General features: G+C 60.5%; 20 protein-coding genes. 3 read left to right on the top strand and 17 right to left on the bottom strand.

The genetic code is table 11. The features are described 5' to 3' along the window. Positions 1 to 172: 172 nt before the first annotated feature. The 3 genes from tsaB to ppc form a co-directional block, all read right to left on the bottom strand. On the bottom strand, positions 173 to 847 hold the full coding sequence (gene tsaB / locus AC5SEM_RS02065) for a tRNA (adenosine(37)-N6)-threonylcarbamoyltransferase complex dimerization subunit type 1 TsaB (protein ID WP_137217476.1): 675 nt from the start codon (positions 845 to 847) through the stop codon (positions 173 to 175). A 93-nt stretch (positions 848 to 940) separates the two neighbouring features. After that, entirely contained in the window at positions 941 to 1,591 is a 651-nt protein-coding gene (gene adk / locus AC5SEM_RS02060) for an adenylate kinase (protein ID WP_008078383.1), read from the bottom strand. 300 nt (positions 1,592 to 1,891) lie between these two features. Next, entirely contained in the window at positions 1,892 to 4,522 is a 2,631-nt protein-coding gene (ppc, locus tag AC5SEM_RS02055; protein ID WP_495472069.1) for a phosphoenolpyruvate carboxylase, read from the bottom strand. Positions 4,523 to 4,735: 213 nt separating this feature from the next. Here ppc and AC5SEM_RS02050 point away from each other — a divergent pair, with 213 nt between their 5' ends. The 3 genes from AC5SEM_RS02050 to lptF all read left to right on the top strand — a co-directional run bounded on the left by AC5SEM_RS02050 (position 4,736) and on the right by lptF (position 6,705). Continuing rightward, positions 4,736 to 5,080, top strand: coding sequence for a pilin assembly protein (locus tag AC5SEM_RS02050; RefSeq protein WP_122843232.1), 345 nt, complete (start codon positions 4,736 to 4,738; stop codon positions 5,078 to 5,080). A 377-nt stretch (positions 5,081 to 5,457) separates the two neighbouring features. Continuing rightward, positions 5,458 to 5,862, top strand: a complete 405-nt coding sequence (locus AC5SEM_RS02045) for a DUF4398 domain-containing protein (RefSeq protein ID WP_034154861.1) — start codon at positions 5,458 to 5,460, stop codon at positions 5,860 to 5,862. 54 nt (positions 5,863 to 5,916) lie between these two features. Then, positions 5,917 to 6,705, top strand: coding sequence for a lipotoxin F family OmpA-related lipoprotein LptF (gene lptF, locus AC5SEM_RS02040; protein ID WP_116028721.1), 789 nt, complete (start codon positions 5,917 to 5,919; stop codon positions 6,703 to 6,705). A gap of 346 nt (positions 6,706 to 7,051) precedes the next feature. Here the strand turns inward: lptF and AC5SEM_RS02035 are convergent, their stop codons facing one another. From AC5SEM_RS02035 to AC5SEM_RS01970, 14 genes are all read right to left on the bottom strand, one after another. Further along, positions 7,052 to 7,381 carry a PA3694 family proteiin gene (locus AC5SEM_RS02035; RefSeq protein WP_034154859.1) on the bottom strand — a complete coding sequence of 110 codons (330 nt, stop codon included), beginning with the start codon at positions 7,379 to 7,381 and terminating at the stop codon, positions 7,052 to 7,054. Next, positions 7,378 to 8,283, bottom strand: a complete 906-nt coding sequence (locus AC5SEM_RS02030; RefSeq protein WP_495472068.1) for an alpha/beta hydrolase — start codon at positions 8,281 to 8,283, stop codon at positions 7,378 to 7,380. The genes AC5SEM_RS02035 and AC5SEM_RS02030 overlap by 4 nt, the downstream gene beginning before the upstream one ends. A 153-nt stretch (positions 8,284 to 8,436) precedes the next feature. Further along, positions 8,437 to 9,687 (bottom strand): flavohemoglobin expression-modulating QEGLA motif protein, encoded by a 1,251-nt coding sequence (locus AC5SEM_RS02025; RefSeq protein ID WP_176091693.1) that lies wholly within the window; start codon positions 9,685 to 9,687, stop codon positions 8,437 to 8,439. Between the two features lie 51 nt (positions 9,688 to 9,738). Further along, positions 9,739 to 10,293: a hypothetical protein gene (locus tag AC5SEM_RS02020; protein ID WP_495472067.1), complete on the bottom strand. Its 555-nt coding sequence runs from the start codon at positions 10,291 to 10,293 to the stop codon at positions 9,739 to 9,741. Positions 10,294 to 10,448: 155 nt separating this feature from the next. Next, positions 10,449 to 11,162, bottom strand: a complete 714-nt coding sequence (locus AC5SEM_RS02015) for a TetR/AcrR family transcriptional regulator (protein ID WP_077571286.1) — start codon at positions 11,160 to 11,162, stop codon at positions 10,449 to 10,451. A 105-nt stretch (positions 11,163 to 11,267) separates the two neighbouring features. Next, the gene (gene lysS / locus AC5SEM_RS02010; protein ID WP_007908910.1) at positions 11,268 to 12,770 is read right to left on the bottom strand and encodes a lysine--tRNA ligase; all 1,503 of its coding nucleotides are present in this window, start codon (positions 12,768 to 12,770) and stop codon (positions 11,268 to 11,270) included. 113 nt (positions 12,771 to 12,883) lie between these two features. Beyond that, positions 12,884 to 13,979, bottom strand: a protein-coding gene (gene prfB / locus AC5SEM_RS02005) for a peptide chain release factor 2 (protein WP_102900567.1) whose coding sequence is annotated in 2 segments (ribosomal slippage) — positions 12,884 to 13,906 and positions 13,908 to 13,979 — 1,095 coding nt in all. Because the reading frame shifts where the segments join, the coding sequence is not laid out codon by codon here. A gap of 466 nt (positions 13,980 to 14,445) precedes the next feature. Next, complete coding sequence (locus AC5SEM_RS02000; RefSeq protein ID WP_077571285.1) at positions 14,446 to 15,447, bottom strand: response regulator; 1,002 nt, start codon at positions 15,445 to 15,447, stop codon at positions 14,446 to 14,448. A 48-nt stretch (positions 15,448 to 15,495) separates the two neighbouring features. Further along, positions 15,496 to 16,506 (bottom strand): chemotaxis response regulator protein-glutamate methylesterase, encoded by a 1,011-nt coding sequence (locus AC5SEM_RS01995; RefSeq protein WP_495472066.1) that lies wholly within the window; start codon positions 16,504 to 16,506, stop codon positions 15,496 to 15,498. Next, positions 16,503 to 18,791, bottom strand: a complete 2,289-nt coding sequence (locus tag AC5SEM_RS01990; protein ID WP_495472065.1) for a hybrid sensor histidine kinase/response regulator — start codon at positions 18,789 to 18,791, stop codon at positions 16,503 to 16,505. The genes AC5SEM_RS01995 and AC5SEM_RS01990 overlap by 4 nt, the downstream gene beginning before the upstream one ends. Beyond that, positions 18,788 to 19,471, bottom strand: coding sequence for a chemotaxis protein CheW (locus AC5SEM_RS01985; protein WP_495472064.1), 684 nt, complete (start codon positions 19,469 to 19,471; stop codon positions 18,788 to 18,790). The genes AC5SEM_RS01990 and AC5SEM_RS01985 overlap by 4 nt, the downstream gene beginning before the upstream one ends. Then, on the bottom strand, positions 19,468 to 20,739 hold the full coding sequence (locus AC5SEM_RS01980) for a CheR family methyltransferase (protein WP_495472063.1): 1,272 nt from the start codon (positions 20,737 to 20,739) through the stop codon (positions 19,468 to 19,470). Before AC5SEM_RS01980 ends, AC5SEM_RS01985 begins: the two co-directional genes overlap by 4 nt. Then, positions 20,736 to 21,272 carry a chemotaxis protein CheW gene (locus AC5SEM_RS01975; protein WP_495472062.1) on the bottom strand — a complete coding sequence of 179 codons (537 nt, stop codon included), beginning with the start codon at positions 21,270 to 21,272 and terminating at the stop codon, positions 20,736 to 20,738. Before AC5SEM_RS01975 ends, AC5SEM_RS01980 begins: the two co-directional genes overlap by 4 nt. Then, entirely contained in the window at positions 21,272 to 22,894 is a 1,623-nt protein-coding gene (locus AC5SEM_RS01970; protein WP_116028711.1) for a methyl-accepting chemotaxis protein, read from the bottom strand. Before AC5SEM_RS01970 ends, AC5SEM_RS01975 begins: the two co-directional genes overlap by 1 nt. Between the last annotated feature and the right edge of the window lie 195 nt (positions 22,895 to 23,089).

The following is a 23,089-nucleotide window of genomic DNA, read 5'->3' as shown; positions in this document are numbered from 1 at the left end:
AGCGCAAAAGGTTTAAAGCGAGGGGTTACAAACTGACGATTGGCCAATTTGGAGGAAGCACAATTCCCTGTGGGAGTGAGCTTGCTCGCGAAGAGTCCAGCACATTCAACATTGATATTGACTGGCCGGACGCCTTCGCGAGCAGGCTCGCTCCCACAGGGTTTGTGGTGAATCAACGAGCCTTGGGGGTGGCGACTTTGTCGCGCAGGTAAACCGGTTGCGCGTCATCCGCCGGGATCGACTCGCCGCGTTCCCAAGCAAAACGCGCCAGCGTCAGCAGGTCTTCGGCGTGGGGCAACATGCCGGCGTCGGAACCCGTCAGATCGACCGCAATGCGCTCGGCATAACCCCAACCGGTGCCGGCGCCGAACCAGTCGCCACTGGCATCGGCCGGCAGCGCCGCGACTTCCGGTGGCAACACCGCTTCGGCACCCACGAGGCGCATCTCCCCCGCCGTCTCGCGGTAGCAGCCCCAATACACTTCATCCATCCGCGCATCGATGGCCGCCGCGACCTGGCTCACGCCATGTTCACGCAACGCTCGCTGCGCCAGCACGGCCAGGTTGGACACTGGCAATACCGGACGATCCAGCGCAAACGCCAAACCTTGCACCACACCAATGGCGATCCGCACGCCAGTGAACGCGCCAGGCCCGCGACCGAAAGCAATCGCATCGACCGCCTGCAACGTGGTGCCGGCGTCGGCCAGCAGTTGCTGGATCATCGGCAGCAGCTTCTGCGCATGCAGACGCGGGATCACCTCGTAATGGCTCGTGACCTTGCCGTCATGCAGCAAGGCAACGGAGCAAGCTTCAGTCGCGGTGTCCAGGGCCAGCAAGGTGCTCATCGATGTTTCCAAAACAGGGAAGGGAAAAAGTGCGTCAGTATAAACAACTACGGCCCGCAAGCGGGCCGTGGATGATGCTGCGGTTCAGACTTTTCAGCTCAGCGCGGCCAGCACCTTGGCGGTGATCGCATCGACCGAACCAACGCCCGGGATGTGGCTGTACTTCGGCTTGCCAGCGTTTTTCGCGGACAGGCTCTGATAGAACTCCACCAGCGGCTTGGTCTGCGAGTGGTAGACCGACAGGCGATGACGCACGGTTTCTTCGGTGTCGTCCTTGCGCTGTACCAGCTCTTCGCCGGTGATGTCGTCTTTGCCCGCGATTTTCGGCGGGTTGTAGACGATGTGGTAAACGCGGCCGCTGGCTTCGTGAACACGACGGCCGGCGATGCGTTGCACGATTTCTTCGTCTTCAACAGCGATTTCGACCACTGCATCCAGCTCAACGCCGGCAGTGACCAATGCTTCAGCCTGCGGAATGGTGCGCGGAAAGCCGTCGAACAGGAAACCGTTGGCGCAGTCTGGCTGAGCGATACGGTCCTGAACCAGCGCGATGATCAGGTCATCCGACACCAGACCGCCGGCATCCATGATGCTCTTGGCTTGCACGCCCAGTGGAGTACCGGCCTTGACCGCTGCACGCAGCATGTCGCCGGTGGAAATTTGTGGAATGCCGAATTTTTCGGTGATGAACTTAGCCTGAGTACCTTTACCGGCCCCGGGAGCTCCCAGCAGAATGACGCGCATTAGATGTGCTCCTCAATTTTTTTATAAAAAGCTTTTACAAAACAAAGGATTCGCCGCTTGGGACGAATCCTGAAAATACGGGTCGTGGCCGCACAAACGGCCAAAGGCTGATCAAGATACACAGCAGGCTGCGCCCACACAAGACGCCAAAAGTCGGAGAAACCGACGCCCCCTGCGACCTTGCGACGCGGTAACCCAAGTCGCAACCCCATCATTAACTGTCGCCTGGCGGCACTTCCCACCGTCAGGCAAAGCGGCATGCGACGTTTGTTGCCGATGCCGCACGCCACGACAAAAACGTTAGCCGGTATTTCGCAAACCGGCGGCAATCCCCGCCACAGACACCAGCAACGCCTGTTCCACCGGGCTGCCCTGCTCGACATCCTGCTGTCGCGAGCGGGCCAGCAACTCGGCCTGCAATAGATGCAGCGGGTCGAGGTAGGTGTTGCGCAGACGGATGAATTCAAGGGTATCCGGGCTATGTGCCAGCAACTGCGACTGCCCGGTCAGGCCGAGCACCACGGTGCACGCCTGCGACAATAGGTCGCGTAACTGCGCGCCCAACGGCAACAAGTCTGGCTCGACCAGACGCTGATCGTAGGACAGCGCGATATCCGCGTCAGCCTTGGCCAGGACCATTTCGAGCATGTCGATACGGGTGCGGAAGAACGGCCATTGCTCGCGCATCTGCCCGAGCAATTCGCCTTCGCCGCGCTCCAGGGCTTTGCTCAGCGCCGACTCCCAACCGAGCCACGCTGGCAGCATCAACCGCGTTTGCGTCCAGCCGAAGATCCACGGGATCGCCCGCAGGCTTTCGATACCGCCGGCCCGACGTTTGGCCGGACGACTGCCGAGTGGCAAACGGCCCAACTCCTGCTCCGGCGTGGACTGACGGAAGTACTCGACGAATTGCGGATTTTCCCGCACCACCTGGCGATAAGCACTGACACCGTCAGCGGCCAATTCGTCCATCAGATGGCGCCATTCCGGTGTTGGCGGTGGTGGCGGCAGCAGCGTTGCTTCAAGCACCGCCGCCAGATACAGATTGAGGTTTTGCTCGGCGATGTCCGGCAGGCCGAATTTGAATCGAATCATTTCGCCCTGCTCGGTGGTGCGGAAACGCCCCGCCACCGACCCCGGTGGCTGCGACAGAATCGCCGCGTGCGCCGGGCCACCGCCACGGCCCACGGTGCCGCCGCGACCATGGAACAGGAGTAGTTCGACTTGCTGCTCGCGGCAGATCTCCACCAAGCGTTCCTGCGCGCGATATTGCGCCCAGGCCGCTGCCGTGGTGCCGGCGTCCTTGGCCGAGTCGGAGTAGCCGATCATCACTTCCTGCGGGCCTTGCAGCCGTGCGCGATAGCCCGGCAACAGTAACAGCCGCTCCATCACCGGCCCGGCGTTGTCGAGGTCAGCGAGGGTTTCGAACAGCGGCACCACGCGCATCGGCCGCAATACGCCGGACTCTTTAAGTAGGAGTTGCACGGCGAGCACATCGGAAGCAGCGCCGGCCATGGAGATCACGTAGGAACCGAGCGACGCACCCGGTGCGGCGGCGATTTCCTTGCAGGTGTTGAGTACTTCGGCGGTATCAGCAGAAGGCTTGAAGTGTGCCGGCAGCAATGGCCGACGGTTGCTCAGTTCGCGGGTGAGGAAAGCGATGCGCTGCTCTTCGTCCCAGTCTTCATAACGACCGAGGCCGAGGTAATCAGTGATTTCGGTCATCGCCGAACTGTGGCGCGACGAGTCCTGACGCACATCCAGACGCACGAGGAACAAGCCGAATGTCACCGCCCGACGCAGACAATCAAGCAGCGGGCCATCGGCAATCACGCCCATGCCGCATTCGTGCAGCGAGTTGAAACACAGCTCCAGCGGATCGAGCAGATCGCGGTTGTTGTGCAACACATCGGCCGGCGCCGGGGTTGGCGCAGTCAGCGCGGCGTGTGCCCAGTTGCGCGTCGCGCGCAGGCGTTCGCGCAGTTGCTTGAGCACTGCGCGGTACGGTTCGGCGCTGTCGCCGGCCTTGGCTTTAAGGGCATCGCTGGCCTGTTGCATCGACAGTTCGGCAGCGAGGTGATCGACATCACGCAAGTACAGATCGGCAGCCATCCAGCGCGCCAGCAGTAGCACTTCGCGTGTCACCGCAGCGGTGACGTTGGGGTTGCCGTCACGGTCGCCGCCCATCCACGATGCGAAGCGAATCGGTGCCGCTTCCAATGGCAGACGCAGGCCGGTCGCTTCATGCAAAGCCTTGTCGGCCTTGCGCATATGGTTGGGGATCGCTTGCCACAGCGAATGCTCAATCACCGCGAAACCCCACTTGGCTTCGTCGACCGGTGTCGGACGCGTGCGGCGGATTTCTTCGGTGTGCCAGGCTTCGGCGATCAGCCGTTGCAGGGTGTTTTGAATCTGCTCGCGTTCGGCGCTGGTCAGGTCGCGATGATCCTGCGCGGCGAGTTGCCCGGCGATCGCGTCGTATTTCTGGATCAGCGTGCGCCGCGCGACTTCGGTCGGGTGCGCGGTCAGCACCAGTTCGATTTCCAGCCGCGCCAATTGCCGGGCCAGCGACTCGGCGCTGTGGCCTTCGTTGCGTAAACGGGCGAGCAATTCCGGCAGCACACGGGATTCGAACGGCGCTGGCTGCGATTCTTCGCGCCGATGGATCAACTGATACTGCTCGGCGATGTTCGCCAGGTTGAGAAACTGGTTGAACGCCCGCGCCACCGGGAGCAATTCGTCTTCGCTCAATTGATTGAGGCTGGCGCTCAGTTCGGCGTCCATCGAACCACGGCGATCGGCCTTGGCGCCCTTGCGGATCTGCTCGATCTTGTCGAGGAAGGCCTCGCCGTATTGATCTCGAATGGTGTTGCCCAGCAGCTCTCCGAGCAGGTGAACGTCTTCGCGCAAGCGTGCATCAATATCGGTCATCAGCAATTCCCCAGCAGTAATCCGGACGGCTTAGAAACGAGTGCATGACCTAGAGAGTGCCGCTCTACGACGCTTCTTACAAGCAGCCGACCAAGGGACTTTAAACCTTACTGACAAAAGCTAGTCTCAACAGTAAGCCGTACAACGGCTTGCCGCCGGCGCTGCCGGACACTCACCCAGGCCTGCCATGAGCAGGCGCGAAATGAGGTCATCATGAAAATTCGTGAACTCGCCCAGCATTGGGAAGAAAACGCCAAGGGTCGCCTGACCGACACTGGCTACACGATTCATCTGGACGTCGAGGCCGCTGCGCGTTTGGCAGCGATCGCCGAGATGTACCCCAAACGGCATGCCGAAGAACTGCTCGGCGAACTGATTGGCGCGGCGCTTGAAGAGTTTGAAGCGAGCCTGCCGTATGTGAAGGGTTCGACGGTGGTGGCGACCGATGAGGAAGGTGATCCGTTGTATGAGGACGTCGGGCCGACGCCACGGTTTCTGGCGTTGTCGCGCAGGCATTTGCATGACCTCTCGGCTGCTGAAGGCAAGCAAAAACACTGACACAACCTAGATCAAACTGTAGGAGTGAGCCTGCTCGCGATAGCGGTTTTTCATTCAACATTTTTGTTGTCTGATACGACGCCATCGCGAGCAGGCTCACTCCTACAGGGATGGTATTTCAAGCTGAAAATCGATGTGTTTTTGGCGTCTTGAAACCCCGCGCGTACCGCACCATCCCACCAAAGTTCCCGCTTTAGAGCCTTGTCCATTCGGTCAAAATATTTTTTGGCGATAGGCCATCTTTTCTGAACTTTTGAAAAATCCCGCCGGTCGGAACCTGTAACCACGCCTGGAACGAGCGTTTCAAAAACGCGCTTTCACACGTCGCTTGCGGCTCCTCGACCAGGATGGATTCAGATGTTTTCAGGAGATGCCTAATGGAGTTGAAGACCATGAAAAACCAAACCTCGTTTACCCACCTGCGCGGTCTGAAACTGGCTGCTCTGGCGATCGGTACCAGTTTTGTACTGGCCGGTTGCGCCGGTAACCCGCCGACCGAGCAATACGCCGTGACCCAATCGGCTGTAAACAGCGCAGTCAGCGCTGGCGGTACCGAGTTTGCTGCGGTTGAGATGAAACAAGCGCAGGACAAACTGAAACAAGCCGAAATCGCCATGCACGACAAGAAGTATGACGAGGCTCGCACCCTGTCCGAGCAAGCCGAGTGGGACGCTCGCGTCGCCGAACGCAAGGCTCAGGCCGCAAAAGCCGAACAGGCTGTGAAGGATTCCCAGAAAGGTGTTCAGGAACTGCGTCAGGAAAGTCAGCGCACCGTGCAGTAAGCGCGCATCCCGACCGCAAAGCTGAATCTCTTATCGATAGAAAGGACGAAAATTATGCGTAAGCAACTGATGATCCCCGCTCTCCTCGCCGCAAGCGTTGCCTTGGCTGCCTGCTCGACTCCGCCTAACCCGAATCTGGAAAACGCGCGCACCAACTACGCCGGCCTGCAAGCCAACCCACAGGCGAGCAAAGTCGCAGCACTGGAAACCAAAGACGCCAGCGACTACCTGGACAAGGCCGACAAGGCTTATCTGGACAAGCAAGACGCGGCCAAGGTTGACCAACTGGCCTACCTGACCAACCAGCGTGTGGAAGTGGCCAAGCAGACCATCGCCCTGCGCACCGCTGAAAACAATCTGAAGAACGCTGCGGCCCAACGTGCCCAGGCGCGTCTGGATGCCCGTGATCAGCAGATCAAACAGCTGCAGGACAGCCTCAACGCCAAGCAGACCGATCGCGGTACGCTGGTGACCTTCGGCGACGTACTGTTCGCCACCGACCGTGCTGACCTGAAATCCAGCGGTCTGGTCAACATCAACAAACTGGCGCAATTCCTCCAGGAAAACCCGGATCGCAAAGTGATCGTAGAGGGTTACACCGACAGCACCGGTACTGCGAGCCACAACCAGACTCTGTCTGAACGTCGCGCCAACTCCGTACGTACCGCTCTGGTGAAAATGGGCGTCGATCCTGCGCGCATCGTGGCTCAGGGCTACGGCAAGGAATATCCGGTTGCCGAGAACGGCAGCGTCTCCGGCCGTGCGATGAACCGTCGTGTGGAAGTGACCATTTCCAACGATAACCAGCCGGTGATGCCACGTTCGGCGGTTAGCTCGAACTAAGCGCCCTGCAGTAACGCAAAAGCCCCGCCTGAGCGATCAGGCGGGGCTTTTTTTGTGAGGCTGAAATGGTGGCCCCTCACCCCAGCCCTCTCCCGAGGGAGAGGGAGCCGATTTGTGGTGTTTTCAGAATTTGTGTTCGACACGATAGATCAGGCGGGGCTTTTTTGTGCGGGCTGAAATCGCGGCCCCTCACCCCAGCCCTCTCCCGAGGGAGAGGGAGCCGATTTGTGGTGCTTTCAGAATTTGTGTTCGACACGATGGATCAGGTCGGCGTAACTCGAAAGACACCTCGGTCAGTCCCCTCTCCCTCTGGGAGAGGGTTAGGGTGAGGGCTGGTCCTGCAGAATCACTGCTCGAGCTTCTGCGGGGTCTCTTCGCCCATGCAGCGCACCGCTTTTTTCTGCGCGTTGATCAACACACCGGTCAGACCTTTCTGCTCGGTATCAAACAACACCAGCACGCCATCGATGCACTGCGCCACTTGCGGCGCCGGGTCCAGTGAGACTTTGTAATCCTCGCCCGGCACCGTCTTGAGCATGGTGAATTCGTTGAGCAGCAACGCATCCTCGGGTTTGGCGAAGTGCAGGTAACCGTAGTACCACAGCGCCCCGACGGTGCCGAGGATGCTGCAGATACCGGTGATGATCAGCGGGATGGCGTTGCGTTCTTCAGTCATTGCGGACTCTCGTCTTCAGAATTCGGGGGTGTCGGGTAATTGGGGATTTCGCCGAGGCGGCGCAGGCCGTTGAAGTGCTCGGGATCATCGAGGTAGCGCAGCATGACCTGACGCCACACCGGGTCGCCGAAGGTCTGCACATGGCCGCCTCGGGTCAGTTGCAGCACGCGCGGTGGCGGCGCTGCTTGATACAGGCGGATGCCGTTGGAAAGCGGCACCAGCGGATCGTCGATGCTGTGGAAAATCAGCTTCGGCACGCCGTTGAGTTGCGGCATCGAGTGGATTGCACTGTCGCTGTCCGGCACCAGCCACGACAACGGCACTTGAAATGGCCACGTCAGCCACGAAGTGCTGAGAGCATATTGGCCAACGCTGCGGTAACTGGCGGGCACGCCGTCGAGGACCAAAGCCTTGAGCTGCTTTTGTCTTTCGGGATGTTGTACCAGCCAATGCACCGCCATCGAACCGCCGAGGCTTTGTCCGAGCAGAATCAGCGGCTTGCCTTTGACCTCCGGCGCATTGTCCAGCCAGGCGAATGCGGCGTCGATGTCCTGATAGATCGCCGGCAAACTCGGCTCGCCCTCGGACAAGCCATAGCCGCGATAGTCAACCAGCAACACTTGATAGCCGTTTTTCGGCAACCACCAACTGCCACCCAAGTGCATGGGCAGATTACCGCCGTTGCCGTGCAGGTGCAGGACGGTGCCCTTGACCTCGACACCGGGCTTGGCCGGCAGCCACCAGGCATTGAGCTTCAAGCCATCCGCCGTGACCAGGGTGACGGTGCGGTATTCGAGCTTGGCTTTTTCCGGGGTGAAGATTTGGCCGGGTTCGGGGTAGAACAACAGCGAACTGCAACCGCCGAGGGTCAGTAGCAGGCAGAAGATGCCGAGGATTCTCATCCGGTGAAACCTCGCAAAAAATCAGGTTGGAACACAGAGAGATCGTTCCCACGCTCCGCGTGGGAATGCATCCCGTGACGCTCTGCGTCACAGTGGACGCGGAGCGTCCATGGCGGCATTCCCACGCAGAGCATGGGAACGATCGGTGTGGTATCAGAGGATATTGGAGTAATCCGCTTCGATCCGGTCCAGGCTCAAGTGATTGAGGAAGTTGGAGAAGCACATCCACGCCGACAACGCGTTCAAATCGCGAAACTGGTCCGGCAGATACTTCGGCGGCACCACCAGCCCTTCATCCACCAGCTGGCGCAAGGTACGCATGTCTTCCAGCGTGGTCTTGCCGCAGAACAACAGCGGGATCTGTTCGAGCTTGCCTTTACGCACGGCCAACTGAATGTAGTTGTAAACCATGATAAAGCCCTTGAGGTAGGACAAGTCTTTGGTGAATGGCAGACCGGTCGGCGTCGATCCACGGAAAACGCGACTGGCGTTGCCGTAACTTTCCGCCATCTCGAAGCCCTGTTCGCGGAAGAACTCGAAGATCTGCAGGAAGTCCGCGCCCTCCTCGACCATATGAATGGCACGGGTGCGGTTGGTCAGTTTGCGCAGGCGGCTCGGGTAGGAGGCGAAGGTGATGATTTCCATCAGAATCGCCAGGCCTTCCTGGGTCACCGTCGACGACGGTGGACCTTTGGACAGGAAGGTGCAAATAGGCTGGTTCAAACCGTTGAGCGTGGTACCGACGTGCACCAGACCTTCGTGGACTTCCAGCGCGCGCACGTCGCGATCGTTGAACATCGCGTCGGTACGGATCTTGATGTAATCCGCACCGGCCGCTGCGTCGGCGACGATGCCGTCGGACTCGAATACGCGAATGGTTTCCTCAGCCTCACCAAAGACCTTGTTCAGACGGGTTTGCAGCAGGTGCACGGCGTCCTTGGCGGTGAGGATTTTCGGCTCGTCCTTGAGGTCGCCACGGCCATCGATGTTGTTCAGGTAGTCGGACATCATCAGGCCGAGGTCGGCCAGCGTCGGGTCACCGGCGTGGAAGGCATCGGACGCAGCGCCGTACAGCTCTTGCGAGATCAACCCGAAATCCTCGGTGCCGCGCGCTTCGAGCATGCGCACCACCATGCGGTATTCCTTGCACATGCGGCGCATGATCTGCCCGACCGGGTTGAACTGGCCGAGCTGGCGGGTGATGTCGCGCTCGATGTTCTGGAATTCCAGTTTGACCTTGCTCGAATCGAAACTCAGCGGCCGATTGAGGTAATAGTCGCGATCCACCGCCGGCATTTCCTTGCCTTTGGCCTTGAGGAAGCCCTTACGGATGTTCTCATCCCACTTGACCGCGTCGAGTACGCGAATCGGCGTCTGCGCCAGCACAATGCGGTCGGACAACATACGTATCGTCTGCTGGTAATCGTCCACCCGAAACTCCTGTAGAAAACTGAATTATTTGCCGCGTGCCAGGCGCTGGTAGCGTACGGCTTCAACGAAGACATCGGAATTAGCCGGATCGTCGAGGTAAGCAAAGACCTTGTCGAGGTTGCTGTCGACATGCACGCCGTCGCCATCGTCGGTCGGGAAAGCCTGACCGTCGAGGGCTTTCTGCTTGATCGCTTGATTGATCTGCTCGAGATCGAGGTTGTAGACCACCAGTTCGTGTTTGTCGGTGAGCTCGAAACCAGCGATGGTGAAGTGGCCACCGTACTGCGCCGGGACTTTCGCCGACAGATACCAGCGGCTGCCGTGGCGCGACACGGTGAACGGATAGGCTTCGCGTTCGTGGGGTTTGGCCTTGAAGTACGTAACGGCCTGATAGCGATCGTTGCCCAACCGCGTCAGCTCAAGGTTCATCGGCTCGCCCCAGGCATTGGTACTCGACCATTTGCCGAGCAGCCCCTTGGGCGCCGGGTCACTGGCGGTCAGCGGCTCCTTGAAGGTCACCAGACAGCCACTGAGCAGCAGGAACGACAAGGCGATCAGCACGCCACGCCAGGCTTTCATTCAATACTCCCTATGAACACGCGGCCCTGAACATCACCACATTACCCGGTGGGAGCGAGCCTGCTCGCGAAAGCGGTGTGTCAGGCAACAAAGATGTTGAATGTCAGACCGCATTCGCGAGCAGGCTCGCTCCCACAGGGTGAAGCAACAGCGGATTACACCGACGCGAGCACCAGGTGCATGTAGCGCGTCAGAATACCGAGCATGTCCTCTTCGGCCAAAGGCTCGGCGTCGTTGAGCAGGCCCTGATATTCCATCCGTCCGATAATCGCCGTCAACACCTTGGCATCCTGTTGCGGTTCACGCGAGCCCAGCACCTGAAACAATTGGCAGGTGCCCTGCAGCAGAATCTGCTGATGCGAGCGCACCAGAATCGCCAGACGCGGGTTGAGCAACGCTTCCTGGCGGAATGCCTGCTCAGCCATCAAATGCTCGCGCCGGTTAAGCAATTGCCGATGCACGTAGTCAGCCATCAACCGCGCGATATCGTCGGCCAGTTGCGAGCGCGACTCGGGACTGCCGTCGCCACTGACGACCATTTCGCGCAGCAAACCTTCGTTGTTGATCCACAACTTGGCCATGTACGCCGCGCTGCGCTCCACATACTGGGCGAAGGTATCGGTGAGCAGGTCATCGATGTCTTTGAAGTAATAGGTGGTCGCCGACAACGGCACACCGGCCTCGGCAGCCACGGCGCGGTGGCGCACGGCACGCACGCCGTCGCGCACGACAATGCGCATCGCCGCGTCGAGAATGTCCTGTCGACGCTGCTCGCTGCCCTGTCGGCTGGCCTTGCGGCCCTGGTACTGAACACTTTCAGCGACCGCAGTGGCGATACCCGCTGCACCCTCTTGAGCTATTGCACCCATCACGACAGAACTTCCTCTGCTATTGCGAAATTAACCAATTGATACATTTGTACCAGACAGGCAATAAAAAGCCGCCTGTTTTAGGCGGCTTTTCAACTGAAACGTTTACGCTTGCGGTCGCATGTGCGGGAACAGGATCACATCGCGGATCGACGGCGAGTTGGTCAACAACATCACCAGACGATCGATGCCGATACCTTCACCGGCCGTTGGCGGCATGCCGTACTCCAGCGCGCGCACGAAGTCGGCGTCGTAGTGCATGGCTTCGTCGTCGCCGGCGTCCTTGTCGGCCACCTGCGCCATGAAGCGCTCGGCCTGGTCTTCTGCGTCGTTCAACTCGGAATAGGCGTTGGCGATTTCGCGGCCACCGATGAACAGCTCGAAGCGGTCGGTGACGTTCGGGTTGTCGTCGTTACGACGGGCCAGCGGCGACACTTCGAACGGGTATTGAGTGATGAAGTGCGGCTGTTCCAGCTTGTGCTCGACCAGTTCTTCGAAAATCATCACCTGCAGCTTGCCCAGACCTTCGAAGCCCAGCACCTTGGCGCCGGCCTTCTTGGCGATGGCGCGGGCCTTGTCGATGTCATTCAGATCATCGGCAGTCAGCTCAGGGTTGTACTTGAGGATGGAGTCGAACACCGACAGACGCACGAACGGCTCGCCGAAGTGGAACACCTTGTCGCCGTAAGGCACGTCGGTGCTGCCCAGCACCAGCTGCGCCAATTCACGGAACAGTTCTTCGGTCAGGTCCATGTTGTCTTCGTAGTCGGCGTAAGCCTGGTAGAACTCCAACATGGTGAATTCTGGGTTGTGACGAGTCGAAACGCCTTCGTTACGGAAGTTGCGGTTGATCTCGAAAACCTTTTCAAAGCCACCGACCACCAGACGCTTCAGATACAGCTCAGGCGCGATACGCAGGAACATTTCCATGTCCAGCGCGTTGTGGTGGGTTTCGAACGGCTTGGCTGCGGCGCCGCCCGGAATGGTTTGCAGCATCGGCGTTTCGACTTCGAGGAAGTCACGCTTCATCAGGAAGCTGCGGATGTGCGCGATCACTTGCGAACGCACGCGGAAGGTCTGACGCACGTCTTCGTTGACGATCAGGTCAACGTAGCGCTGACGGTAGCGCTGTTCGGTGTCAGTCAGGCCGTGGTGCTTGTCTGGCAGCGGACGCAGCGATTTGGTCAGCAGACGCACGCTGGTCATTTCAACGTACAGGTCGCCCTTGCCGGAACGCGCCAGGGTGCCTTCGGCAGCGATGATGTCCCCCATGTCCCAGGTTTTCACCGCGGCCAAGGTGTCTTCCGACAGGGTTTTACGGTTGACGTAGACCTGGATGCGACCGGTCATGTCCTGAATCACCATGAACGAGCCACGGTTGAGCATGATGCGACCGGCAACCTTGACCGGGATTGCAGCCTCTGCCAGCTCTTCCTTGGTCTTGTCCGCGTATTTCTTCTGCAGATCTTCGCAGTAGTTTTCGCGGCGGAAGTCGTTCGGGAAGGCGTTGCCCTTGGCGCGCTCGGCAGCCAGCTTTTCCTTGCGCAGGGCGATCAGGGAGTTTTCTTCCTGTTGCAGGGCTTGCGGGTCGAGTTGTTGGTCGCTCATGTCTTTAGATATTCCATCAGGTTCGTTGCCCCCGGGCCTTGCAGCCCGGGGATCGCCAGCAGGCTGGCTCCTACAGGGATCGGATTGAAGCAGCCGATGCTGTATTGCGTCTTTTACAGCCCGGATTTCAGGCTGGCATACAGGTATTCGTCGATATCACCGTCGAGTACCTTGTCGCAGTCGCTGCGTTCGATGTTGGTGCGCAGATCCTTGATCCGCGACGCATCAAGCACATACGAGCGAATCTGGTGACCCCAGCCGATGTCGGACTTGGTGTCTTCCAGCGCTTGCGACGCGGCGTTGCGTTTCTGCATTTCCTGCTCGTACAACTTGGCCCGCAGCATTTTCATGGCGGTGTCTTTGTTGGCGTGCTGGGAACGTTCGTTCTGGCAGCTGACCACGGTGTTGGTCGGTACGTGAGTGATACGTACGGCCGAGTCGGTGGTGTTTACGTGCTGACCACCGGCACCGGAGGAACGATAGGTGTCGATCCGCAGGTCTGCCGGGTTGATTTCGATTTCGACCTTGTCGTCGATCTCTGGCGAGACGAAAACCGCGGAGAACGAAGTGTGACGACGGTTGCCGGAGTCGAACGGGCTCTTGCGCACCAGACGGTGCACGCCGATCTCGGTACGCAGCCAGCCAAAGGCGTATTCGCCCTTGATGTGCACGGTCGCACCTTTGATACCAGCGACTTCACCGGCCGACAGTTCCATGATGGTCGCATCGAAACCGCGCTTGTCCGCCCAGCGCAGGTACATGCGCAGCAGGATGTTGGCCCAGTCCTGGGCTTCGGTGCCGCCGGAACCGGCCTGGATGTCCAGGTACGCGTTGTTCGGGTCCATTTCATGGCTGAACATGCGGCGAAATTCCAGCTTGGCCAGATTTTCCTCGAGACGGGCCAGCTCGGCGACGACATCGCCCACTGCGCCTTCGTCGTTTTCTTCGACGGCCATGTCCAGCAGATCGCGGCAATCGGCCAGACCGCCGTTCAGTTCGTCGAGAGTATCGACGATCTGTGCCAGCGCGGCGCGCTCGCGGCCCAGTTCCTGGGCGTATTCAGGTTTGTTCCAGACGCTCGGATCTTCAAGCTCGCGATTGACTTCAGTCAGACGCTCATGCTTTTGATCGTAGTCAAAGATACCCCCGAATAGTTTCGGAGCGCTCGGACAGGTCCTTGATGGTGTTCAGGATCGGGTTGATTTCCATGACGGGCAGCACTCGTTGGCGAACTTTTGAAAGCCGGCGAGTATAACGTAATCAGGCTGTGACGGCAGCCCGTCTGGCGGCTCCGGGGGGGAATGGCTTGAGGTTTCTGTCTGAGTCAAGATTGCCAGCCCTCACCCTAGCCCTCTCCCAGAGGGAGAGGGGACCGATCGGGGGATATTCGGGAGGTACGCCGACGTGAAAGGGCTTTGCCGAATCCATGATCGCCAAGGCTTTCAGGCGGAAATTGGCGTATGGGCCTGCCCTCACCCTAGCCCTCTCCCAGAGGGAGAGGGGACTGATTGGGGGATGCTCGGGAGGTACGCCGACTTGAAATGGTTATGCCGAATCCGGAATCGCCAAGCTTGAAGGTCCATAATCGACTCGGTCGATCAGGTCGATGTACAGCGCCAGACACCTCGGTCGGCCCCCTCTCCCTCCGGGAGAGGGCTGGGGTGAGGGAAAGCCGTTACTCGATCCCGACTTGGTTACGCCCGTTGTTTTTAGCCAGGTAAAGGCCACGATCCGCCGCCGAGATCAGCAAACGGCAATCACTGCCCGCCTGCGGCACCATGGTCGCCAGACCAATACTGATCGTCAGACTCGCCCCTTCCGCCGGGGTATTGTGCGGAATCTTCAGCGACGCCACGGTCTGCCGTAGTTTCTCCGCCACCAGCCGCGCGCCGCCCGGCGAGGTGTTCGGCAGCACCAGCACAAACTCCTCACCGCCATAACGCGCCGGCAGATCCGACGGTCGTGCGCTGGCCTCGCGGATCGCCGTGGCGACCTTGCGCAACGCTTCATCGCCTTCCACATGACCAAAACTGTCGTTGTAGGACTTGAAGTAATCGACGTCGATCATCAACAGCGACAACTGACTCTGATCCCGCAGCGAGCGGCGCCACTCCAGTTCCAGGTACTCGTCGAAATGGCGGCGATTGGACAGCCCGGTCAGGCCATCGGAGTTCATCAAGCGTTGCAGTACCAGATTGGTGTCGAGCAATTGCTGCTGGCTGACCCGCAACGCACGGTATGCAGCATCGCGTTGCAGCAAGGTCATGTACGAGCGCGAGTGATAGCGGATGCGCGCCACCAGTTCGATGGTGTCCGGCAGTTTCACCAGATAATCGTTGGCCCCGGCGGAGAACGCCGCGCTCTTGATCAGCGGGTCCTCCTTGGTCGACAGGACGATGATCGGAATGTCCTTGGTCGCTGGATGATTGCGGTATTCGCGCACCAGGCTCAGGCCATCGAGGCCGGGCATCACCAGGTCCTGCAGGATCACTGTCGGTTTGATCCGCACCGCCTGCGCGATGGCCTGCTGCGGGTCGGAGCAGAAGTGGAAGTCGATGTTTTCCTGATTCGACAGCCCACGGCGCACCGCTTCGCCGATCATCGCCTGATCGTCCACCAACAACACCATGGCGGCGTTTTCGTCGGTTTTAATGTCGTCGATCTGTAAGTCATTCATGGGCGGTCACCTGAGTACTGCGGGGGCCAGGATTGCGGATTGACCTGATCATTTGGGGAAAATCTCCTGCAATCTTGGCGCTATTCTTTCCAGTGGACGTATTTCTACGGCGGCATCAATGGCCGCAGCGGCCTTGGGCATGCCGTACACCGCACTGCTTTGCTGATCCTGCGCGATGGTCAGGTAACCCTGCTGACGCATGAGCTTAAGCCCTTGCGCGCCGTCACGTCCCATCCCGGTCAATAAAACCCCGACAGCGTCGCCAGTCCAATAACTGGCGACACTTTCGAAAAACACGTCGATCGAGGGCCGATAGATTTCGTTGACCGGCTCGGCCGTGTAGGCCAGCGTGCCGTTTTTCAACAAGCGAATATGGTGGTTGGTCCCGGCCAGCAGCACCGCGCCGGCCTGCGGCGGTTCGCCTTCGCGGGCCAGACGCACATCGAGGCCGCTGGCGCCGGCCAGCCATTCGGCCATGCCGGCAGCAAACACCTGATCGACGTGCTGCACCAGCACAATGGCTGCCGAGAAATCCTTGGGCAAGCCTTTGAGCAGCAGCTCCAGCGCCGCCGGCCCGCCTGCGGAGGAACCGATCGCTACCAGCCGCTGGCGCGACCCCGAACTGCGCGGAGGCGTCGGCGCGGGACGTGAGCGCGGCGCTTTGTCGCCGATCAGCCAGCCAATATTGAGGATCTTGCGCAGTAACGGTGCTGCGGCTTCCCGAGCGTCGCCGGCGCCGAGGGCCGGGGTATCGACCACGTCCAATGCGCCGTGACCCATGGCTTCAAAGACCCGGTGCACGTTCTGCTGGCGGTCGACGGTGACGATGACGATGGCGCACGGGGTTTCGGCCATGATCCGCCGGGTGGCTTCGACGCCGTCCATCACCGGCATGATCAGATCCATGAGGATCAGATCCGGGGTATTTTCGGCGCACAGTTGCACCGCTTCGGCGCCGTTGCGGGCGACCCAGACCACCTGATGCGCCGGCTCGAAGGCCAGCGCCCGGCGCAGCGCCTCCACCGCCATGGGCATGTCGTTGACGATTGCGATCTTCATGCCCGCGCTCCTCCGATAAGCTCGACCACTGCATCGAGCAGGGCGTCGTCATGAAAACTGGCTTTGGCTAAATAATAGTCGGCGCCGGCATCGAGTCCACGGCGGCGATCCTCTTCGCGATCCTTGTACGACACGACCATCACCGGCAGCGATTGCAGGCGATTGTCGCGGCGCAGCAGAGTGACCAGTTCGATGCCGTCCATGCGCGGCATGTCGATGTCGGTGATCAGCAAATCGAAGTCCTCCGAACGCAGCGCGTTCCAACCGTCCATGCCGTCCACCGCCACCGCGACGTCGTAGCCGCGATTGAGCAGCAGTTTGCGTTGCAGCTCGCGCACGGTCAGCGAGTCGTCGACCACCAGCACCCGCTTGCGCGCGGCCTCGGCGGCCTGATTGCCATGACGGGCGATGCGCTCAAGGCGACCGGTATTGAGCAGTTTGTCCACCGAACGCAGCATGTCTTCAACGTCGACGATCAGCACCACCGAACCGTCGTCAAGCAAAGCGCCGGCGGAGATGTCCTGCACTTTGCCCAGACGCTCATCGAGTGGCAAGACCACCAGGGTGCGCTCGCCAATGAAGCGTTCGACGGCAACGCCATACACCGCATCGCGCTCACGGATCACCACGACTTTCAGGGTTTCGCCGCTGTTCTGGCTGCCCGGGCGGTTGAGCAACTGACTGGCCGCAACCAGCCCGACATGCTGGCCTTCGTGCCAGAAATGCTGGCGGCCTTCGACCTGCACGATGTCTGCGGGGGCCAGATCACACATGCGCTCGATGTGCGCCAGTGGGAAGGCATACGCCTCTTCGCCGACTTCCACCACCAGACTGCGCACCACCGACAAGGTCAGCGGCACTTCCAGATGAAAGCGACTGCCCTCGCCCGCCGTCTGCTCCAGCACCACCGCACCGCGCAACTGACGAACCATGTGCTGAACGGCATCGAGGCCGACGCCGCGCCCGGACAGTTCAGTGACCGTGTCACGCAAGCTGAAACCGGGCAGGAACAGGAAGGTCAGCAATTCCTCTTCGCTCAACTGCGCCGCCGTTTCCGCTGGGGATAACTGTCGTTCGACGATGCTGCGGCGGACCTTCTCCAGGTCGACGCCATTGCCGTCATCGCTCAACTCCAGCACCAGCAGGCCGGCCTGATGCGAGGCGCGCAGGCGGATCAGGCCCTCTTCTGATTTGCCTTTAAGCAGACGCTGCTCAGGGGTTTCGATGCCGTGATCGACAGCGTTGCGCAGCAAATGCGTCAGCGGTGCTTCGAGTTTCTCCAGCACGTCGCGATCGACCTGGGTCTTTTCGCCCTCGATCTCCAGGCGTACCTGTTTGCCGAGGCTGCGACCCAGATCCCGGACCATGCGCACCTGACCGGTAAGCACATCGGCAAAGGGCCGCATGCGGCAGGCCAGCGCGGTGTCGTAGAGCACCTGCGCACGTTGACTGGCCTGCCAGGCGAATTCGTCGAGTTCGGCGTTTTTCTCGCTCAGCAGTTGCTGGGATTCGGCGAGCAAACGCCGTGCGTCCTCCAAGGCTTCGAGCGCTTCAAGACTCAGCGCGTGTTCCTTGAGATGGACGTTGAGGTTTTCCAACGCGCGAAGGCCGTTGTTCTGCATGCGCTTGAGGCGTTGCATAGTCGCCAGATGCGGCTTGAGGCGCTGGGTTTCCACCAGCGATTTACTCGACAGATCGAGCAGACTGTTCAGGCGTTCGGCGGTAACGCGCAAGACGCGTTCGCCACCTTCGGTGGTGCGTTTGTTTTTGCGGGGCGTCGGCTCGGAAGGCTCAACCGGCGCGTCCATGATCGGAGCTGGCGCGGGTTCAAAGACCGGCGGCGCTTGAAGTTGCAACTCGGCCATCGGCGGTGCAATCAGCGTTGCCGGCGGCGCCGACGGATCGAGCAAACTCGCCATCAACGCCACGTAAGCGTCGATATCACTCGGCTTCGGCGCATTCGTCGGCGTAGCAACGCGCATCAGCAAATCGGTGCCCTGCAACAACGCATCGATATGCTCGGGCCGCAGCAGCAAGCGCCCTTCCTGCGCGCTGACCAGACAATCTTCCATGACATGGGCGACGCTGACGCCGCTGTCGATGCCGACGATTCGCGCCGCACCTTTGAGCGAGTGCGCCGCACGCATGCACGATTCCAGTTGATCAGCCTGGGTCGGGTTGCGCTCCAGCGCCAGCAACCCGGCGCTGAGCACCTGGGTCTGGGCTTCGGCTTCAAGGCTGAACAGCTCCAGCAAGGAGGCGTCGCGCATTTGCTCGGGGGTCATGTGAGGCTCCGGGTCACGGCGGACAACAGCTGTTCTTCATCCAGCCAACGCAGGCTGCGACCGCGATATTGCAGAACGCCACGAGTATATTTGGCGCTGGCTTGCGCGCCGGATTGCGAGGCGGCATCGAGAATGCGCTCATCGATGGCATGAATGCCGTCAACCTCATCCACCGGCACCACCACCGGCCCGCCATGGGCGGCGATGATCAGCATGCGCGGCATGATGCGCCCGCTGGTGATCGGCGTAACGCTGCCATCCAGATCAAGCAACTCGACCAGCGACAGGCACGCCACCAGCGCGCCGCGCACATTCGCCACACCAAGCAAGGCCCGCGAGCGCTGGTGCGGCAATGAGTGAATCGCCTGCAGCGGTGCGACCTCAACGAGACTGCGCGTCGCCAGCCCCAGCCATTCTTCGCCGAGACGGAACATCAACAGCGAACGAGTTTTCACATCGCTTTCCACGGCGATCGCCACCGGATCGCGCTCGTCCTGCTGCAAGGCATATCGGTCAAGCAGACGCGTGGCAGCGGCGGAATACACCGAGCAATTGCGGCAATGAATATGCTCTTCCAGCAGCGGACAGGACTTGTCGCCGTGAATGCCGATGCGGTTCCAGCAATCGTCGATGGCCCGTGCGTCTTCGTGGGTGACGTTCAAGGTGTCGGACGGGATCATCGTTTACGCTCACTGTCGGCGGTGCGCCCGCTGCGGGCGGCGCGCTCCTGCAATCGTCTGGCACCCGCTGTATCGCCCTGAGCCTGCAGCAGCGCGGCCAAGTGCATCAACGCTTCGGGGTGTTGCGGTTCGAGGTACAACGCTTTGCGATAGAAACCTTGGGCTTCGAGGGTCAGGCCAGCGACGTCGCTGAGCAGACCGAGCCAGTAAAACACCTGAGCCACCGGTTCGTGGCTGCGCAAATACTGTTCGCAGGCGGCGCGGGCTTCGGCACTTTTGCCTTCATTGGCCAGCGCGGCGATGTTGGCCAGCAGGGTCGCTGCGTCCGGGTTGGCGCTTTTGCTGGCGGTTGGCAGTGGCGTCACGGCGGCAAACGGTCGCTGACGCAGCACCGGTGGCGGCGTGCTGCGTGGCGGTTGACTGACAGGTACCGCCACGGGTTTAGGTGTCGGCAACGGCTCGGGGTGCGGATCGTTGTGGCGACTGAACGCGAAGGATTGCGGGATACCGATCGAACGCATGCCCAAACGCCCGAGCAGACTGCCCTCGGCCGGACCGATAAACAGCACGCCATCGAAATGGGTCAGGCGCTTGAGCACTTCGAACACCTGCTTCTGGGTCGGCTGATCGAAGTAGATCAGCAGGTTGCGGCAGAACACGAAATCGAACGCCGGCTCGCTGGCCAGCAGCGTCGGATCGAGCACATTGCCGACCTGCAAACGCACTTGCTCACGCACATCGTCATTGACTCGATGGCCTTCCTGCTCAGCAGTGAAATGCCGGTCGCGATAGTCCAGATCCTGACCGCGAAACGAATTCTTGCCGTACAGCGCACGCCGCGCCTTCTCCACCGACAGTGGGCTGACGTCCATGCCGTCGACTTTGAACTGATGCGGTTTGAGCCCGGCATCGAGCAAGGCCATGGCAATCGAATAGGGTTCTTCGCCCGTGGAACACGGCAAACTGAGGATGCGCAGCGCACGCATATTGTTCAGTTCGCCAAGGCGTTTACGCGCCAGTTTGCCCAGCGTCGCGAAGGATTCCGGATAGCGGAAAAACCAGGTTTCCGGGACGATCACCGCCTCGATCAGCGCTTGCTGTTCTTCCCGCGAGCCTTGCAGCAACAGCCAATACTCATCGGCATGCGCAGCTTGCGAGAGCGTCGTGCGCTGACGCACGGCGCGCTCGATGATCGCCGGGCCAACCGAGGTGACATCGAGACCGATGCGTTCCTTGAGAAAGTCGAAAAAGCGCTGATCGCTGCTCATGCCTGCGCCTCAAGCTGCGCCGGATTCAGCGGCGGATCGGGGAACAGCAAACGGCGCACGGCGTCATCAAGCAAGTCATTGACCCGCACCCATTGCACCAATCCCTGGGCATCTTCGCGCACCGGGCCGAGGTAAGGCGCCTCGCGATTGTCGAGGCCGTAAGGCTGAAACTCCTGCGGATGGCAACGCAGGGTGTCGGTGGCTTGTTCGAGAATCAGCCCGAGCCATTGCGCCGGCTGCGCTTCATCCGGCCGATAATTGACCAGTACCAAGCGGGTGCTGGTGCGTGCCTCGGCGGGATGGCCAAAGGTCAACGCACTGAGGTCGATCACCGGCACTACCGCACCGCGATAGGCGAAAACGCCTGCAACCCACTGCGGCGCCCGGGCGATCGGCTTCAACGGCAGGCGCGGCAGTACTTCCGCGACTTCAGTGGCGCGCAGGGCGTAACGCTCGCTGCCGATGCGAAACAGCAGGAACAACGCCGGCTTCGCCACCTGCGCGGCGCTGCGTTTGGCGATGATTTCGCTCATCAGACTTTGAATCGCGAAACGCCGCTGCGCAGCCCGACGGCCACCTGGCTCAGTTCGTCGATGGCGAAACTGGCCTGACGCAGCGACTCGACGGTCTGGCTGCTGGCGTCGCCCAACTGCACCAGCGCATGGTTGATCTGCTCGGCACCGGTGGCCTGGGCCTGCATACCTTCGTTGACCATCAACACCCGCGGCGCCAGCGCCTGCACTTGATGGATGATCTGCGACAGCTGCTCGCCGACCTGCTGCACTTCGGACATACCGCGACGCACTTCTTCGGAGAACTTGTCCATGCCCATCACCCCGGCAGATACCGCCGACTGGATTTCGCGCACCATCTGTTCTATGTCGTAAGTGGCGACAGCGGTCTGATCCGCCAGGCGTCGCACTTCGGTGGCGACCACGGCAAAACCGCGACCGTATTCGCCGGCCTTCTCGGCTTCAATCGCCGCGTTGAGCGACAACAGGTTGGTCTGGTCGGCAACCTTGACGATGGTCACCACCACTTGGTTGATGTTGCCGGCCTTCTCATTGAGGATCGCCAGTTTGGCGTTGACCAGATCGGCCGCGCCCATTACCGAATGCATGGTGTCTTCCATGCGTGCCAGACCTTGCTGACCGGAGCCGGCCAGCACCGAGGCCTGATCGGCGGCGGTGGACACTTCAGTCATGGTGCGCACCAGATCGCGCGAAGTTGCCGCAATTTCACGGGACGTCGCGCCAATCTCGGTGGTAGTCGCGGCGGTTTCGGTGGCGGTGGCTTGCTGTTGCTTGGAGGTCGCGGCGATCTCGGTCACCGAGGTGGTCACCTGCACCGACGAGCGCTGTGCCTGCGACACCAACGCAGTCAGCTCGGTCATCATGTCGTTAAAGCCGGTTTCCACTGCGCCGAACTCGTCCTTGCGCTCAAGGTTCAGGCGCGAACTGAGGTCGCCAGTGCGCATGGTTTCGAGAATCTGCACGATGCGGTTCATCGGCGCCATGATTGCGCGCATCAACAACAGACCACACAGGCCGGCGGCGAACACGGCGACCAGCAGGGAAATGAACATGCTGACTTTGGCAGCCGCCACGGCATCATCGATATTGTTCATGGCCTGATCGGCGACTCTCTTGTTTTCGCCGATGATGTCGTTGAGCTTCATGCGCCCGGAGTACCAGGCAGGCGTCAGCTTGTCGTGGAACATCCTGACCGCGTCCGCTTCCAGATTGCGTTTGTGCAGGTCCAGCACGGCATCCTGAATCTGGATGTAGGCGTCGTGGTACTTCTCGAACGCGGCGAACTCGAGACGATCCTCGTCGGTCGCCATGGTCTTGCGATAGTTGGCCATCTGCTCCTGCAAACGCGCCTCGAAAGCCTTGTAGTCCGCCGCGTCCTCGCTGGAAATCCCCTCGCCTTCCTTGAGCCCGAGCAGTTCTTGCGTCTGCAGATAGCTGTCGACCCAGGCGCCACGGATCATCGAGCTGTAATAGACGCCGGGAATCGCGTCATCGCGCACGCTGTTTTCACTGGTTTCAATCTTCAACAGTCGCGAATAAGAGACGACGACCATCAGCAACATGATGGCGATAATCACCGCAAAGCTCGCCAAAATGCGTTGGCGCAACGTCCAGTTCTTCACAGTGATTCCTCGTGCCTGATCGAAATGCGGGGAGTATAGCCGAGGGCGGTGTTTCATTTATAAGACGCTTTGTAACCTTCGGGCCTGTACGCGTTGGTCGGCGGGAGGGCTCTGGAGTGGGACTGTCCGACAATTGCGGGTGGGCGTGCCAGTGGGGTAATCGCAAAAAGGGGCGATGGATCGGCCATGGTTTGT

The sequence above is a fragment of the Pseudomonas sp. CH61 genome, from assembly GCF_059429415.1.
Note: the sequence above shows the minus strand (reverse complement) of the source record. Positions and strands in the feature narration are given on the sequence as shown.